This is a genomic window from Rhodococcus sp. IEGM 1351 (genome assembly GCF_030056875.1).
Taxonomy (GTDB): Bacteria; Actinomycetota; Actinomycetes; order Mycobacteriales; family Mycobacteriaceae; genus Rhodococcus_F; species Rhodococcus_F opacus.
Window position 1 is genome coordinate 1 of the sequence record NZ_JASHKU010000037.1, and the last position, 15,100, is coordinate 15,100.

The 15,100-nt window shown below is 70.9% G+C and carries 13 protein-coding genes and 1 pseudogene; 5 read left to right on the plus strand and 9 right to left on the minus strand.

What is annotated here, in order from left to right:
• Positions 1–340 precede the first annotated feature (340 nt).
• Positions 341–2,033 (plus strand): annotated as a pseudogene (locus QM806_RS36960) (transposase family protein).
• Between the two features lie 56 nt (positions 2,034–2,089).
• Here the strand turns inward: QM806_RS36960 and QM806_RS36965 are convergent.
• From QM806_RS36965 to QM806_RS36985, 5 genes are all read right to left on the minus strand, one after another.
• On the minus strand, positions 2,090–2,254 hold the full coding sequence (locus tag QM806_RS36965) for a hypothetical protein (RefSeq protein ID WP_064080646.1): 165 nt from the start codon (positions 2,252–2,254) through the stop codon (positions 2,090–2,092).
• A 418-nt stretch (positions 2,255–2,672) separates the two neighbouring features.
• A complete protein-coding gene (locus QM806_RS36970; RefSeq protein ID WP_064080644.1) occupies positions 2,673–3,200 on the minus strand; it encodes a hypothetical protein in 528 nt (175 codons plus the stop codon).
• A complete protein-coding gene (locus QM806_RS36975) occupies positions 3,197–3,778 on the minus strand; it encodes a hypothetical protein (RefSeq protein ID WP_005255056.1) in 582 nt (193 codons plus the stop codon). Before QM806_RS36975 ends, QM806_RS36970 begins: the two co-directional genes overlap by 4 nt.
• Before the next feature lie 59 nt (positions 3,779–3,837).
• A complete protein-coding gene (locus QM806_RS36980) occupies positions 3,838–4,548 on the minus strand; it encodes a TVP38/TMEM64 family protein (protein WP_246859973.1) in 711 nt (236 codons plus the stop codon).
• A gap of 49 nt (positions 4,549–4,597) precedes the next feature.
• A complete protein-coding gene (locus tag QM806_RS36985; RefSeq protein WP_283294685.1) occupies positions 4,598–5,419 on the minus strand; it encodes a PaaI family thioesterase in 822 nt (273 codons plus the stop codon).
• A 117-nt stretch (positions 5,420–5,536) separates the two neighbouring features.
• Between QM806_RS36985 and QM806_RS36990 the strand changes: the two genes are divergently transcribed.
• Genes QM806_RS36990 through meaB form a run of 3 tightly spaced genes read left to right on the plus strand, consistent with a single transcriptional unit; the run spans position 5,537 to position 10,720 of the window.
• The gene (locus QM806_RS36990) at positions 5,537–7,453 is read left to right on the plus strand and encodes a methylmalonyl-CoA mutase family protein (protein WP_169694799.1); all 1,917 of its coding nucleotides are present in this window, start codon (positions 5,537–5,539) and stop codon (positions 7,451–7,453) included.
• Complete coding sequence (gene scpA, locus QM806_RS36995; protein WP_054248772.1) at positions 7,450–9,714, plus strand: methylmalonyl-CoA mutase; 2,265 nt, start codon at positions 7,450–7,452, stop codon at positions 9,712–9,714. The genes QM806_RS36990 and scpA overlap by 4 nt, the downstream gene beginning before the upstream one ends.
• Position 9,715: 1 nt before the next feature.
• A complete protein-coding gene (gene meaB, locus QM806_RS37000) occupies positions 9,716–10,720 on the plus strand; it encodes a methylmalonyl Co-A mutase-associated GTPase MeaB (RefSeq protein ID WP_005255064.1) in 1,005 nt (334 codons plus the stop codon).
• Here the strand turns inward: meaB and QM806_RS37005 are convergent.
• The gene (locus QM806_RS37005) at positions 10,709–11,740 is read right to left on the minus strand and encodes a nucleoside hydrolase (RefSeq protein WP_005571017.1); all 1,032 of its coding nucleotides are present in this window, start codon (positions 11,738–11,740) and stop codon (positions 10,709–10,711) included. The two genes, meaB and QM806_RS37005, sit on opposite strands and share 12 nt — an antisense overlap.
• Positions 11,737–12,204, minus strand: a complete 468-nt coding sequence (locus QM806_RS37010; protein WP_007300684.1) for an OsmC family protein — start codon at positions 12,202–12,204, stop codon at positions 11,737–11,739. Before QM806_RS37010 ends, QM806_RS37005 begins: the two co-directional genes overlap by 4 nt.
• 90 nt (positions 12,205–12,294) lie before the next feature.
• Here QM806_RS37010 and QM806_RS37015 point away from each other — a divergent pair, with 90 nt between their 5' ends.
• A complete protein-coding gene (locus QM806_RS37015; protein ID WP_169694800.1) occupies positions 12,295–12,924 on the plus strand; it encodes a maleylpyruvate isomerase family mycothiol-dependent enzyme in 630 nt (209 codons plus the stop codon).
• Here QM806_RS37015 and QM806_RS37020 read toward each other — a convergent pair.
• Both QM806_RS37020 and QM806_RS37025 read right to left on the minus strand, forming a co-directional pair.
• A complete protein-coding gene (locus QM806_RS37020; protein WP_120659094.1) occupies positions 12,908–14,242 on the minus strand; it encodes a CoA transferase in 1,335 nt (444 codons plus the stop codon). The genes QM806_RS37015 and QM806_RS37020 overlap by 17 nt on opposite strands.
• Positions 14,239–15,099, minus strand: a complete 861-nt coding sequence (locus QM806_RS37025) for a 3-methyladenine DNA glycosylase (RefSeq protein ID WP_169694802.1) — start codon at positions 15,097–15,099, stop codon at positions 14,239–14,241. Before QM806_RS37025 ends, QM806_RS37020 begins: the two co-directional genes overlap by 4 nt.
• Between the last annotated feature and the right edge of the window lies 1 nt (position 15,100).

Consider the following 15,100-nt stretch of genomic DNA (forward strand, 5'->3'; position numbering starts at 1 on the left):
CGACCAGACACCGAGCCCGCAGACGACCACTCAAAAGCCAGGGATCACCAGGTATGCCGGTCGGACGTTCGGCCCGCCTGCGGACTCCCTCCGAGGCTAAATGTCGGAGGTCGGCGTTACAGTCAGGTCCTGCGAGATAAAGGGCGCCACATGTGCTGGTGGGAGGGTTGATGGATGACGTCAGGGCGGTGCCAGCATCGTTGTCCGGTCGGTTCTCTGCGCTGCGGTCGACACGGAATCACCACCGGCTGTGGGGCGGCGCCGGGACGGTGAGCATGGCGGGCGATCGCGAGTCGTCTCGGACTACAACGGTGCTCGCCGCTCATGAATTGGGCCCGGCATGACCGGGCCGGGATCGACCGTGCCGCGGCAGTTCGCGTTCACCACCCGCGCCCATGTGGCGGTCGACGCCGTGACCGGCGAGCCGATCGGCCTCGACGACGTCGACATCCGGGTGAGGTGGCTGCTCGACCTGATCGCCGCGGCGGCCCGCCTCGGCTGGAACCCAACCTATCCGGACGGGTTTATGTGCCGTCACGGGTCACGCGGGTGGTGACCGCGCAGGTGATGGCCACCTTGCGGACCCTGACGTATCGGGACACCGCGATCACGGCACTCTCTCAGCGATTCGACCCGGCCACCGGCGCTGTGGCACCGGAGACCGGGTCACCGGACTACGTGCCGCCCGGCTTTGCCCGGGGTGTGCGACGTCAGCTCGCCGCCCGCGCCCGCGGTGGTGGGGCACCGGCCGGCCGGCTGCGGATCACCGACCTGCAGGAACCACCGCAGACGAGCGCGATGGCCCGTTTGTCGGCCGCCGACCGGCAGCTCGCGCAGCTTGCCGTAATCGGTGATGAGCTGGTGCTGACGGTGAAGTTGCCGACCTGCCCCACTCCCACGGGGCGGGCGCAGTGGCGGCGGGTGCGGCTCACCGCGGCCATCCCTGAGCACCTGCACGGCCGGGCGATCACCGACTGGCACCTGCCGACCCTCGTCCTCGACCGTCGAGGTCTGTTGTGGCGATGCGCGGCGACCGAACTCGTCCCGGCAGACGACCTGGACTCGGCCGCCGTCGCGGTCGGGGTGGACTGGTCGCCGTCGACTCTGGGTGCCGCCGCCATCACCGCCGCCAACCCGGACGGGCTGGTGTCGGACTACCGGGGCTGGACCTACGACGACCGCGGCCTCGGAATCAAACTTGCCCGCCTGCAAACCGAAGGTCAACTGCTGCACCGCAAAGCCGCCCGGTTGACCCAACTGGCCGCGACCGCACCCCCCGAGGTCCGAGCACAACTCGACGCGAAGATCGCCGTCCTCGACGGGCACCGAACCGCTGTCGGCGTCAAACGGGGAAAGATCAACCGGGAACTGGCGTTCCACTTCGCCCGCCAGGCCACCGACTACGCCGCCGACGCCCAGGCGCAGCTGATTGCAGTGGAAGATCTCACCACCCTCGAGACTCGCGGACACGGACGCGTCAACAACAACCGGGCCGCGCAGTCCGCCCGCCGCCAAGCCGTCGCCGCCCTCGCCCACACCGCCGCAGGTATCGGCATCACCGTGGTCTCCGTGCCGGCCCGGGGATCGTCCGCACAGTGCCCGGGATGCGACGAACCACTTGCACGCCCCGGCGGCTACCACGCCGCATGGTGTTCACGCTGCCGGGTCGGCGGTAACCGCAACCACCTGGCGGGGGTGAACCTGGCCAAACGCGCGCTGCTCGGCAAGAACAAAACCACCCGGCGGCGTGAGCAGTTACCCGCGATCCGGGTCGCCGAACACGCGCCGGTGCGGCAGTGCCGGGACAAGAAAGGTCCCACCCCGAGCAGACCACGGCACCGCCGGGTCCGCCACAGCCTGCCCACCGTGACACCGCGGATGGGGGTGAATCCGAAACAGCATGTTCCTGCACCACAAGCGTCGGTGTGGGACACGGTCAAACCCACACCACCGCACGATGAGGCGGGTAGCCGTGACACACGTCTATCTCCCCGCCCGCCACGCAAGCGGCAAAGGACATGAGATCTACGTAGACGATGTCGTGGATGACCAGGCAGCAGGATGACCGTGACGTTGGTGGCGTGTCCGCTCACGAGGGCGATCCGTCCTCGGTGCCGAGCGGGCTGGCCAATTCGGCTTTGAGTTCGCGGTGTACCGGCTTCTCCTCGGACAGCAGCCGACTGGCCGAGCGGGAAGTGCCGTCGCGGGCGACCGTGTCCTGCACCGCCGACACGACGGCGGGGTGCCCGGACATGCCGAGGTAGTTCTAGCTGGAGAAGTTGTCGACCTCCGCGCCCCAGATGATCGACGTGTCGCGCGTGGCGCCGTCGTTGACGAGGAAGTACGGGTTGCGAGCCCCTCGGCCGTGTTCAGCCGTGCGGCGAGCGCCTGAACCTCCGGGAACCCCGCGATGCGGAACTCGGGTGCGACCGCGGTGCGTAGGGCCTCCGGTTCCTGCGGACCGACGGTTCTGGCCGTGGGGGACACGGGTGCGTGGTGCGAGGTCACGTGCGCGATGACATCGCCGAGAGTGCGGCTGTGGGCAGGTGCGGGGTCGGCGCGGCCGTGGGTGCGTCGTCAGGTATCCAGAAGCGGGCGGTAGTCGCGAACTCGTATCCGCTGAGCCGTCGGCGGACTCGGGCACCCGGCTCGTGGATGTCGCCCGGGGACGGCTAGGTGATGAGGGCACGTCCCGTTCCGCACACCGCGATCGCCCAGAGCACGCTGGTGAACGTGCCGATGATGAATTGTTCCGACGCGTGCGGTTCGCGCAGCTCGGGGTAGCGGGCCAGTCCCTTGACCGCCAGGACGACGGCGATGCCCTCCGGCCAGCCCGCGAGGATCGAGGCCGCGACGGCGGCACGCTCGAGGAGTCCGATGATCCGTCCGCCGCGCAGCGGCCCGGCGTCGGGCCGCTGGTCGGATCCGGCGTCCGGTTGGCGGCGCGCGATGCGGAACGCGGCGAGCACGAGGGGTGCCCCGCCGGTGGTGGCGGCCGCGACGCACAGTACGAGGGTCGCGGCGAGCGCGAAGCCCGTGACCGGGGTGGTGGCGGAGGCGGCGAGCGCGGCGACGGCCAGGGCGAGCGCGACCACGATCGGCGCCGCCCACTGCGACATCCAGCGGGGGCTGCGGGGCGCCGCGAGGGCCAGGGGTGCGACGGCGGCGACGCCGAGCGCGATGAGTGCGAGGGTCGTCACGTGTCCGCCTTGCGTAGGAGTCGTTCGGCCAGTCGTCGTCCGGCGGTCTCGACGTGCCAGCCGGCGGTGGAGAGTCGTTGGGAGACCGCCTGTTTGCTGATGCCCAGCGCGCGGGCCGCCTCGGTCTGGGTGGATCCGTGCCGCATCTGTTCGACGGCCTCGCGGCCCTCCTCGGTGCGGCGCGCGACGAGGACCGCGACGAGGGTGAGGGCGGTGTCGGCGTCGGCGGCGCTCTCGGGGTCGGAGCCTTCGACGGCCACCCGCCCGGGGGCGCTCTTGGCGCGGTCGACGGCGACCCGTGCGGATTCGAACGCGGGGCCGCGACCGGCCCGGGTCTCGGCGGGGAGGGGTTCTTCGACGGGTCCGGCGCCGATGCCGATGCTCCAGTGTTCGCGTCCGACGAGGTCGAGTGCGAGGTCGACGACGGTGGCCGGGTCCGCGACGACGGCCTGGACCTCGTCGCCGGCGGTCCGCTGGAACGGGCGGACGAGGTCACGGTTCGCGAATTCGGTGAGGAGTTGGGCGACGCGGTCGACGTCGCGGCGGCTTCCGCGCTGGTCGACCGTCAACACGAACATGGGTCAAGGTTAGAAACTAGATATTAATATGTCAAGACTCAAAGCTTGACTAGCTGGGTTCAAGGCTGGGCTATTGACTCGTCCTCGGCGGGGCGGTCGACGGCCACGTCCGGCATCGTGTCGCCGGAACCGTCCAGCGGCCGCCGGGAGTCCACCACCAGCCCGGCGATTCCGATGACGATGCACACCGCGGACAGCACGAGAAGTCCCGGCTTCGTCTCCCCGGTGAGGGCGTCGCCGAGAACGACGATGCCGACGGTCCCCGGCAGCACACCGACCACCGTGGCCAGCACGTACGGGACCAGCCGGATCGAGGACACCCCTGCGCAGTAGTTCACCACGGAGAACGGGACGAACGCGATCAGTCGCAGTGAACCGACGGCGAGCCAGCCGCGCCGGGCGATCCGCTCGTCCACCCGGCGGATCGTCGGATTGGAGATGCGCTGCCACACCACGTCCCGGCCGACGGCGCGCACCAGGTAGAGGGCGAGCACCGCACTCACCGTCGATGCCAGCACTGCGATCGCGATGCCCAGCCACGCACCGAACAGCAGACCGGCACTCAGCGTGAACACCGTGCGGGGGAACGGGAACACCGTCACGAGCGCGTGCACGGCGAAGAAGACGAGCGGGAAGGCTGGCCCGACCGACCGCGCCCATTCCCGCACCTGCAGCACGGACGGGTGCGGGGCCAGCAGCGCCACGACGACCAGCGCGACTGCCAGTACGGCGACGCCGATCACCCTGCGGTCTCCGAGGCGTCTCTTCACAGGGCATCAGGCTACCCGGGTGACCGGGGCGGGGCGCCGTGAGCGCCGGTCAGGACAGGCGTCGGCGCCCGGTCACGGTCGCCTCGACGCAGATCCGCCCGCCCGAGGTCCCGGCCACCCGGGCCACCGCCACCGAGCGGCCCGCCCTGACCACGTCCGCGGTGAACGTCGTGTCGCGGTCGAGGGGAATCGGGCGGAAATAGTTGATCCGCACGGACGCCGTGTCCATATCCGCGCCGGCCCGGCTCAGGGCCGCGTTCGCCGCGAGGTCCATCGCGCACCCCTGGACGCCGCCGTGCATGAACCCGAGTTTGTTCGCAACCAGCGGGTTGGCCGGCACCACGACCCGCACGTCGGGTCCGTCCTCGATCCGCCCGCCGATCCAGTCGAGCGGCGCGACCCCCGGTTCCGGGAAGTCGAGGAGGGCCGACCCGTCCGCGCCCGGCGCCGGCAGGTCCACGAAGTTGCCCCACAGGGTGCCGGTGGCGATCAGGGTGCCCGCCGAGTCGTGGACGCGGGCGGTCGAGGTGCCGCCGTCCGCGGTGAGTGCGAGGAGCCGGCTCTCGGCCTGCAGCGTCGGTCCCTGCCACCGCCGGGGTGTCACGACGTCCACCGACAGCTCGGCCGAGACCAGGCCGTCGCGTGTTCCGCGCCGGTCCCAGACGGTGAATCCCAGGAGATCGTCGAGCAGCACGGCGAGGACGCTGCCGTAGGCGGTCCGGGCGGTATTCGGGGCGAGCGCGCCGATGTCCATGCTCATACGATTGAGGGGTTCGCCGCGGTCGTCGACGTCCCGGGTCGGCGCGCCGAGACCGAACAACCGCTGCGTGGCGGTGCGATCGGTGACCACCGGTTCCTGCGCAATGCTCATGACCTGAGGTTATGCATCGTGTGGTGATCCTCACGATAGGGGGCGCCGAACTGCGGCTAGCATCACAGTCACACAATGTATTGATCGATCGCTCATCAGGGAGAGGAAGCCGACACCGTGTCATTAGCTTCAGAAGCCGAGGAAGCTGCGCGGGCGTACGCCGACTGGCAGCACTCCGTGGCCGGAGTCCTCGCGAAGTCGCGTCGGATCGACGCCGCGGAACTCGGTCCGGAACCCCAGAAGCTCCTCGAGACCGTCACCTACGACGGTGTCACCGTCGCGCCGCTGTACAGCCCGCGCGACGAGCGTCCGGAGCAGCCCCTGCCCGGCACCTTCCCCTACGTGCGTGGCGCGGACGCCACCCGGGACGTGAACGCGGGCTGGCTGGTCAGCGCCCGCTTCGGCGAGGGCGCGGAGGCGGCGGACGTCAACCGCTCCGTCCTGGACGCCCTGGAGAACGGTGTCAGCGCGCTGTGGCTCGCCGTCGGAGGCGCCGACCTTCCGGTCCGGTCGCTGGAGACGGCGCTCGACGGGGTGCTCCTCGACCTGGCCCCGCTGACCCTCGACGCCGGAACGGACGCACCGCTCGCGGGGCGGGCACTGTTCGCGCTGCTCGACGCGCGTGCCGCGGCGGGTGACGGGGTCACCGACCGCACCGCAGTCCGCGTCGACCTCGGGACCGCCCCGCTCACGAGCGCGTTCTCCGGTGCCGCCGACGTCGAACTCGGCGATGCGGTGGCCCTCGCGGCCGAGTCCGCGGCGCGTTCGGAGAGCGTGCGGGCAATCACCGTGGACGGCACCGTGTTTCACAACGCCGGCGCGTCCGACGCCGAGGAACTCGGTGCGGCGATCGCGGCGGGCCTCGAATATCTGCGGGCCCTCACCGAGAGCGGCCTGACCATCGGGCAGGCGCTCGGGCAGCTCGGTTTCCGGTTCTCGGCCACCGACGACCAGTTCCAGACCATCGCCAAGTTCCGGGCGGCGCGGCTGGTGTGGGCGCGGATCGCCCAGGTGTGCGGCGCCTCCGACTTCGGCGGCGCCCCCCAGCACGCGGTCACCTCGGCCGCGATGATGGCGCAACGCGATCCATGGGTGAACATGCTCCGCACGACGCTCGCCGCGTTCGGTGCCGGTGTCGGCGGCGCGGACGCCGTCACGGTACTGCCGTTCGACGCCGCACTGCCCGCCGGGGCGCTGGGTGTGTCGAAGACCTTCGCCGCCCGCATCGCCCGCAACACCCAGCTGCTGCTGCTCGAGGAGTCGCATCTCGGCCGGGTGCTCGACCCGGCGTCCGGGTCGTGGTACGTCGAGGACCTCACCCAGCAGGTGGCGGCCAAGGCGTGGGAGTTCTTACAGCAGATCGAGGCGGCGGGCGGCTACGTCGCCGCGCTCGATGCCGGTCTGATCGGCGACCGGATCGCGTCCACCCGCGCCCAACGTGATTCGGACATCGCGCACCGCAAGACCACCGTCACCGGGGTCAACGAGTTCCCGAATCTCGCGGAAGCCCCGCTGCCCGCGGGCGCCGCCGAGACCGGGAGCGTCGCCCGGTACGCCGCGGCGTTCGAGGCGCTGCGGGACCGTTCCGACGCCTACCTGGCGGCGCACGGGGCGCGACCCGCCGTCTTCCTGGCCCCTCTCGGCCCCGTCGCTGAGCACAACGTGCGGACCACGTTCAGCACGAACCTGCTGGCGTCGGGCGGCATCGAGGCCCGCAATCCCGGTCCCCTCGCCATCGGTGACGGCAGCATCGCCGCCGCCGCGAAGGACTCCGGCGCCGGTATCGCGGTGATCTGCGGTACCGACAAGCGGTACGCCGCCGAAGCCACCGCCGCGGTGGAGGAACTGCGCGCGGCCGGTGTCGGCATCGTGCTGCTCGCCGGCCCGGAGAAGGTCGTCGCCGACGCGGACGGCTCCGCCCGGCCCGACGGATTCGTCACCGCCCGTATCGACGCAGTCTCGGTCCTGTCCGGCCTGCTCGACACCATCGAGAGCTCGAGTGACTCCTCGGGCGACACAGGGAGCAAGAAGTGACTACTCGCGAGGTCAAGCACGCGATCGGCAGCTTCGCCGACGTGCCACTGGAGGATCCGCAGTTTCCGCAGCCGTCCGCCCCGACCCCGGAGCAGACGGACGAGCTGATCGCATCCGCCGCGGCCGCCAACCACTACAGCCCCGAACAGGTGGTGTGGTCCACCCCCGAGGGCATCGACGTCAAACCCGTCTTCACCAAGGCCGACCGCGACGCCGCCGAGGCCGAGGGCTACCCGGTGGGCAGTTTCCCGGGCGCCGCACCGTTCGTGCGCGGACCGTACCCCACCATGTACGTGAATCAGCCGTGGACGATCCGCCAGTACGCGGGCTTCTCCACCGCCGCCGAATCCAACGCCTTCTACCGCCGCAACCTCGCGGCCGGGCAGAAGGGTCTGTCGGTGGCGTTCGACCTGGCGACGCACCGCGGCTACGACTCCGACCATCCACGGGTGCAGGGTGACGTCGGCATGGCCGGGGTGGCGATCGACTCGATTCTGGACATGCGTCAGCTGTTCGACCACATCCCGCTCGACAGCGTCAGCGTCTCGATGACCATGAACGGTGCGGTGCTGCCGATCCTCGCGCTGTACGTCGTGGCCGCCGAGGAGCAGGGTGTCGCCCCGGAGCAGTTGGCCGGAACCATTCAGAACGACATTCTGAAGGAGTTCATGGTCCGCAACACCTACATCTATCCGCCGAAGCCGTCGATGCGGATCATCTCCGACATCTTCGCGTACACCAGCGCGAAGATGCCGAAGTTCAACTCGATCTCCATCTCCGGTTACCACATCCAGGAGGCCGGGGCCACCGCCGACCTGGAGCTGGCGTACACCCTCGCGGACGGTGTCGAGTACATCCGTGCCGGCCTCGACGCCGGCATGGAGATCGACAAGTTCGCGCCCCGGTTGTCGTTCTTCTGGGCGATCGGCATGAACTTCTTCATGGAGGTCGCGAAGCTGCGGGCGGGTCGCCTGCTGTGGAGTGAACTGGTCGCGAAGTTCGAACCGAAGTCCGCGAAATCGTTGTCGCTGCGCACCCACTCGCAGACGTCGGGCTGGTCGCTGACCGCGCAGGACGTCTACAACAACGTGGCCCGCACATGTGTCGAGGCGATGGCGGCGACGCAGGGGCACACCCAGTCGCTGCACACCAACGCCCTCGACGAGGCCCTCGCGCTGCCGACGGACTTCTCCGCCCGCATCGCCCGCAACACCCAGCTGCTGCTGCAGCAGGAGTCGGGGACCGTCCGTCCCATCGACCCCTGGGGCGGATCGCACTACGTCGAGTGGCTCACCCACCAGCTGGCGAACCGGGCCCGCGCACACATCGCCGAGGTCGAAGAGGCCGGCGGCATGGCGCAGGCGATCAGCGAGGGCATCCCGAAGCTGCGGATCGAGGAGGCCGCGGCCCGCACGCAGGCCCGCATCGACTCCGGCCGGCAGCCGCTGGTCGGCGTCAACAAGTACGTGCCGGACGAGGCCGACGAGATCGAGGTCCTCAAGGTCGAGAACTCGCGGGTCCGCAAGGAGCAGCTCGAGAAGCTGGACCGGCTGCGCGCCGACCGCGACTCGGACGCCGTCGAGGCGGCGCTCGCCGAACTGAGCCGCGCCGCGGCCACCACGGAGGGCGGCATGGAGAACAACCTGCTGGCCCTGGCGATCGATGCGGCCCGCGCGAACGCGACGGTCGGCGAGATCTCCGAGGCGCTCGAGAAGGTGTACGGGCGTCACCAGGCCGAGATCCGGACCATCAGCGGTGTGTACCGGGACGAGGCCGGAAAGGTCGACAACATCAACAAGGCAACGGAACTCGTCGAGAAGTTCGCGGAGGAGGAGGGCCGGCGTCCCCGTGTCCTCATCGCCAAGATGGGGCAGGACGGCCACGACCGCGGCCAGAAGGTGATCGCCACGGCCTTCGCGGACATCGGATTCGACGTGGACGTGGGACCGCTGTTCCAGACCCCGGAGGAGGTCGCCAACCAGGCGGCCGACAACGACGTCCACGTGGTCGGTGTGTCGTCGTTGGCCGCAGGTCACCTCACGCTGGTGCCTGCGCTCCGGGAAGCCCTCGCCGCAGTGGGACGTCCCGACATCATGATCGTGGTCGGGGGCGTCATCCCGCCCGGCGACTTCGCCGAACTGTACGAGGCGGGTGCCGCCGCGATCTTCCCACCCGGGACGGTCATCGCGGACGCCGCCAGCGGCCTGCTCGAGAAGCTGGCCGCGCAGCTCGGCCACGACCTGACGGGCACCCCGGAATAACATGGGGCGGCCTCCAGTCGACATCGATGCCCTCGCCCAGGCCGTGCGCGCCAATCAGCGCGCCGGCCTGGCGAAGGCCATCACCCTGGTCGAGTCCACCCGCACCGACCACCGGGAGGCGGCGCAGCGGCTGCTGCTCGAGCTGCTGCCGGAATCGGGGAAGGCGCACCGGGTCGGGATCACCGGTGTGCCCGGCGTCGGGAAGTCCACGTTCATCGACGCGCTCGGGATGCACCTGATCGGGCAGGGGCACCGGGTGGCGGTCCTGGCCGTCGACCCGTCGTCGACGCGCACGGGCGGGTCGATCCTCGGCGACAAGACGCGGATGGCGCGTCTGACCGTCGAGAAGGACGCCTACATCCGGCCGTCACCGACGTCGGGCACCCTCGGCGGTGTCGCGAAGGCGACCCGCGAGACGATCGTGCTGCTCGAGGCCGCCGGATTCGACGTGATCCTCGTCGAGACGGTGGGTGTCGGGCAGTCCGAGGTGACGGTCGCGAACATGGTGGACTGCTTCTGCTTCCTCACCCTGGCCCGCACCGGCGACCAGTTGCAGGGCATCAAGAAGGGTGTCCTCGAACTCGCCGACCTCGTCGCCGTGAACAAGGCGGACGGCAAACACGAGCGGGAGGCGAAGGGGGCCGCCCGGGAACTCGCGGGTGCGCTGCGGCTGATCTACCCGCACGACGCCGTCTGGACGCCGCCGGTGATCACGATGAGCGGTCTCGAGGGTGTCGGTCTCGAGGACTTCTGGAACACCGTCTGCCGGCACCGTGAGGTGCTGACCGCGGCCGGGCAGTTCGAGGAGAACCGGCGCCGGCAGCAGGTGGACTGGACGTGGACGATGGTCAACGACCAGCTGCTGCGCCGGCTCGCGTCCAACACCCGGGTCAAGGCGATCCGCGGCGAGATCGAACAGCGGGTGCGGGACGGTTCCCTGACGGCGGCCCTGGCCGCCGCCGAGATCCTCGACGCGTTCGACGGCCCGGACGCGTCAGCCGACTGATTTCGCGAAGCGCCCGACCCGGTCGACGAGATCGTCGAAGAACGCGGCCGGGTCGGTGCTCACCGCGATGTCGACGTTGGGTTCCCGGTTCCAGTGACCCACCCAGTCGGCGACCGTGGCGCCCCGGGTGAGCCGGCCGTGCAGTTCGACGTCGACCGTAGCGGGTCGGGTGCGGGCGATCGCCGGGTTCAACGCCACCGCCGCCGCGAACGGGTCGTGCATGTGCGCCAGGAAACCCTGGTCGTGGGTGCGGTGAAAGTCCATGTAGAACCGGATGGCGTCGGACAGGTGCCGGATCACCGGGTTGGAGGCGGTCGAGCGCACCTGCGGTCCGTCGTCGGGGGAGATGATCTCGGCGGGTGCGCTTCCCGCCGCCTCCGCCAGCCGCCGGACGTGGTCCGGTGTCATCTCGATCGTCTCGGTGACGTCCAGTCCGCACAGGATCGGACGCCGGCCCTCCGGCAGCCCGGAGAACGCGTCGAACACCTCCTTGGCCGCCTCCGGATCTACCGACACGTTCCATTCACCGGTGGGGGTGGTGTTGCCGGGGTGGTTGAACGCCCCACCCATCACGACCAGTCGCCGCAGCAACCGGGGCAGTGCGGGTTCCTCGCGGATCGCGAGGGCCAGGTTCGTCAGCGGCCCGGTCACCAACCCGGTCAGCTCGCCGGGGTGGGTGCGGACCAGATCGACCCACAGGGTGGTGGCGTCCCGCTCCGACAGCGACCGCCCGGACGGGGGGAGGACGGCGTACCCGATGCCCTGGGGTCCGTGCGTGTCCTCGGTGGTGCGCAGCGGGCAGTCCAGCGGCACCCGGGCGCCGAGCGCCACCTCGATGTCGGGTGCGCCGCACAGGGCGAGCCAGTTCAGGTTGTTCGCCGCGACCTGCTCGACGGGCACGTTCCCCGCGGTGCTGGCGATGCCGGCGATCTCCGCCTCGGGACTGGCCAGCAGGTACAGCAGCGCGAGGGAGTCGTCGATGCCGGTGTCGACGTCCACGATCAGCCGCTGCCTGCTCACGCCGTCACCACCGTCGGCCGGTGGTGCACGGGGAACGCGACCGACCGGGCGATGAAGCACCTCGCGTGCGCCCGGGCGTGCAGCGACTCGGCGCGCGCGGCCATCGCCGTATCCGCGACGGTCACCGTGGGATGCAGCACGACCTCGGTGAACTCGCCCGCCCCGTCCGGGTGTTCGACCATCGTGCCCGTCGGGTCGTCCCGGTAGTCGACGACGACCACACCGGCCGCGGCGGCCAGGCCCAGATACCAGAGCATGTGGCACTGCGACAGCGACGCGACGAGCAGTTCCTCCGGATTCCAGCGGGTGGCATCGCCGCGGAACGACGGGTCCGCGCTGCCCGGCAGATCGGGTTTCCCGGCCGCCGCGATCACGTGGTCGCGGTCGTAGGCGTCCGGGCCCGACGTTCCCGCGCCGCGGTTGCCGGTCCAGGTGACCGTCAGCGTGTAGTCGTGTGTGCTCACCCGACCATTCTTCACGGCTGCGCGATGAGTTTCGCCGGCGGGCACGGTCTGCCTACGTAGAGCACGACACGGCGACCGGAGGAGACGGACATGGCACGGGACACGGCACCGGACTGGGTCGCAGGGGAGCGGCGCGACCTGGCGTCGATGCTGGCGCGACTGACGCCGGAGCAATGGGACGCGCCGTCGCTGTGCGCGGGGTGGCGCAGCCGGGAGGTGATCGCGCACATCACCATGCCGTACCGCCTGTCGACGCCGCGGATCCTGCTGAAGATGGTGAAGGCGCGCGGCAACTTCAACCGGATGTCGGACGCGCAGGCCCGCGAGGACGCACGGACCCTGACCGCCGACGCGCTGCTGCACACCCTGGAGGAGAACGTCGCGCACCCGTGGAAGCCGCCGGGCGGCGGCTTCGAGGGGGCACTGTCCCACGACGTGATCCACGGTCTCGACGTGTCGGTGGCGCTCGGCCTGGGCAGGCGGGTCCCGGACGACAGCCTCGACCGGGTCCTCGGCGGCGTCGGCCCGAAGCACGTCAAGTACTTCGGCACCGACCTGGCGGGCGTGCAGCTGACGGCGGACGACCGCGCCTGGACCTACGGTGCGGGCGCGCCGCTGCGCGGTTCCGCCCAGGACCTGCTCCTCGTGCTGTGCGGACGCCGGTTGCCGCCGGGACATCTGACCGGGGAACCGAGCCCGCGGTTCACGGCGACGGTGTGACACCGGACCAGCCGGGGGTGTCGCCACCCCAGGGCCGGGCCGGGAACGGGTAGTCGTCGAATTCGGCCAGGGCGGGACGGGCGGTCACCACGTCGCCGTGCGCGGTGAGGCACCGGGGCCCGGGCACCGCGGCCGGCGGCGGATCCTCGGATCGGCCGTCCGCGGCCAGCAGCCACGCGCCGGTGCGGGCGAGTGACACGTCGACGGAGCGGCCGCACCCGTCGACGTGCCCCGCGGCGAGGGCGTCGACGATGCCGGCGGCGAGCAGATAGCCGGTCGCGTGGTCGAGTGCCTGCGCGGGCAGCGCGCCAGGGGTGTCGTCGCCCTCGATCGTCGCGATCCCCGACGCCGCCTGGACGATGCTGTCGAAGCCGCGGCGGTGCGCCCAGGGGCCGGAGCCGCCCCACGCGCACACCCGTCCCCGCACCAGATGGTCGGGGGCATCGTCGAGTAGACCGTCCAGCGCGCCCGGCCGGTACCCGGTGACGACGACGTCCGCCTCGGCGAGCAGGCTGTCCCACACCAGCCTGCCGTCGGCGGACCGCAGATCGAGCAGCGCGGACCGCTTGCCCTGCCCGGTGTCGAGGTGCTGCACGACGATCTCGGGGATCGCCGGCGGATCGATCCGCAGCACCTCGGCGCCGAGCAGCGCCAGCGTGCGGGTGGCGACCGGACCGGCGATCACCCGGGTCAGGTCGAGGACCTTCACCCCCGCCAACGGCCCCCGGGCGGGTTCCCGGTGGGAGCGTTGCTTTGTCCCGGGACGGGAGCTCGCGGCGTGCACGACGGTGGACACGAGGTCGCCGGACGCCGCGGCCGCACCCTGCGGGCTCGCCGCCCACTCCGCCGCGGTCCGCACGCGCACGGCGATGGCCTGCGCCGCGGCGGCACGGTCCTCGACGTCGGCGGCGGTCAGGTTCCCGACCCGGGCGGCCACCCTGTCGCGGCCGGCGTCCTCGAGGAGGTCGAGTGCCGCCAGCAGTCTCGCGCGGTGATGCGGGTAGTTGGCGTGGGTCCGCACCCAGCCGTCCGCGGCCACGAAGAACCCCGACAGCTCCGCGAAACCGGACACCGGGGCGCCCGACACCCGCAGCAGCCGGTCGCTCGCGAACGAGGCGGCGATCCGCTCGGGATCGAGCCGCCACGGCCGGGGAGCGCGGTCCACCGCGCTGTCGAACCGGTCGACGGCACCGGTGAGCGCGGCTACCGAACCGGCCGCCAACGTGAGGACGGGGAGGCGGGCCGCCAGGTAATCACCGGGGAGTTCGGTCTGCGTGACGATCTCGGCACAGTAGCGGTCGTAGCCCGGGAGAGTCATGGGCTCACGGTAGCGAGCAACCGGCGGCACCGGTCACGCAATGCGGCACGAAGCGGTGCGGCGCGGGCGGCCAGCGCCGACTGCTCCCGGACGTACTCGGCGCGGCCGTGCGGGGTCTCGATCGGGATCGGGGTGTACCCGTAGGCGGTCAGGTCGTACGGGCTGGCCCGCATGTCGAGTTCCCGTGCGGCGAGCGCCAGCTCGAAGCAGTCGACGGTCAGGTCCGAGTCGATCATCGGCGCCAGCTTGTAGCAGTACTTGTACAAATCCATGGACGCGTGCAGGCACCCGGGCTGTTCCCGCCCGAGCTGGTCTTCGCGGGTCAACGGCTCACTGTTCCGCGGTTCGGCGGCGGGGGTGAAGAACCGAAACGCGTCGTAGTGGGTGCAGCGCAGGTGCAGCGACTCCACGACGGAGTCGGTGCCGCCCGGCCCGAGCCGCAGCGGGATGCTGTCGTGCCGAACCTCGTCCGATCGGTAGACCATCGCCCACTCGTGCAGGCCGAAGCAGGACAGGTGGGTGGGACGCGCGGCGGTCGCCTCCATCAGTCGTGTGGTGAAGGAGACCGTGTCCGAGCGGCGCTGCAGGAACTCCGGGTCGACGGTGACCCCGGCGTCGGTGCGGTGATACCCGCGGAGTTCGGCGTACTCGTCCCCGCCGGCGAGGACCGTTCCCCACCCGGGGTGCCAGCGCAGCAGCTGATTCGGCCGGTAGCTGTAATAGGTGAAGAGGAAGTCGATCACCGGGTGGGTCTCGCCGCGTTCCCGGCGCTCCAGGTGCGGTCCGATCAGTGCGGACACCCTCGCCCGGTGCCGGTCGCGGCGAGGGATCCACTCCGACGCATCCAGAACGTCCATC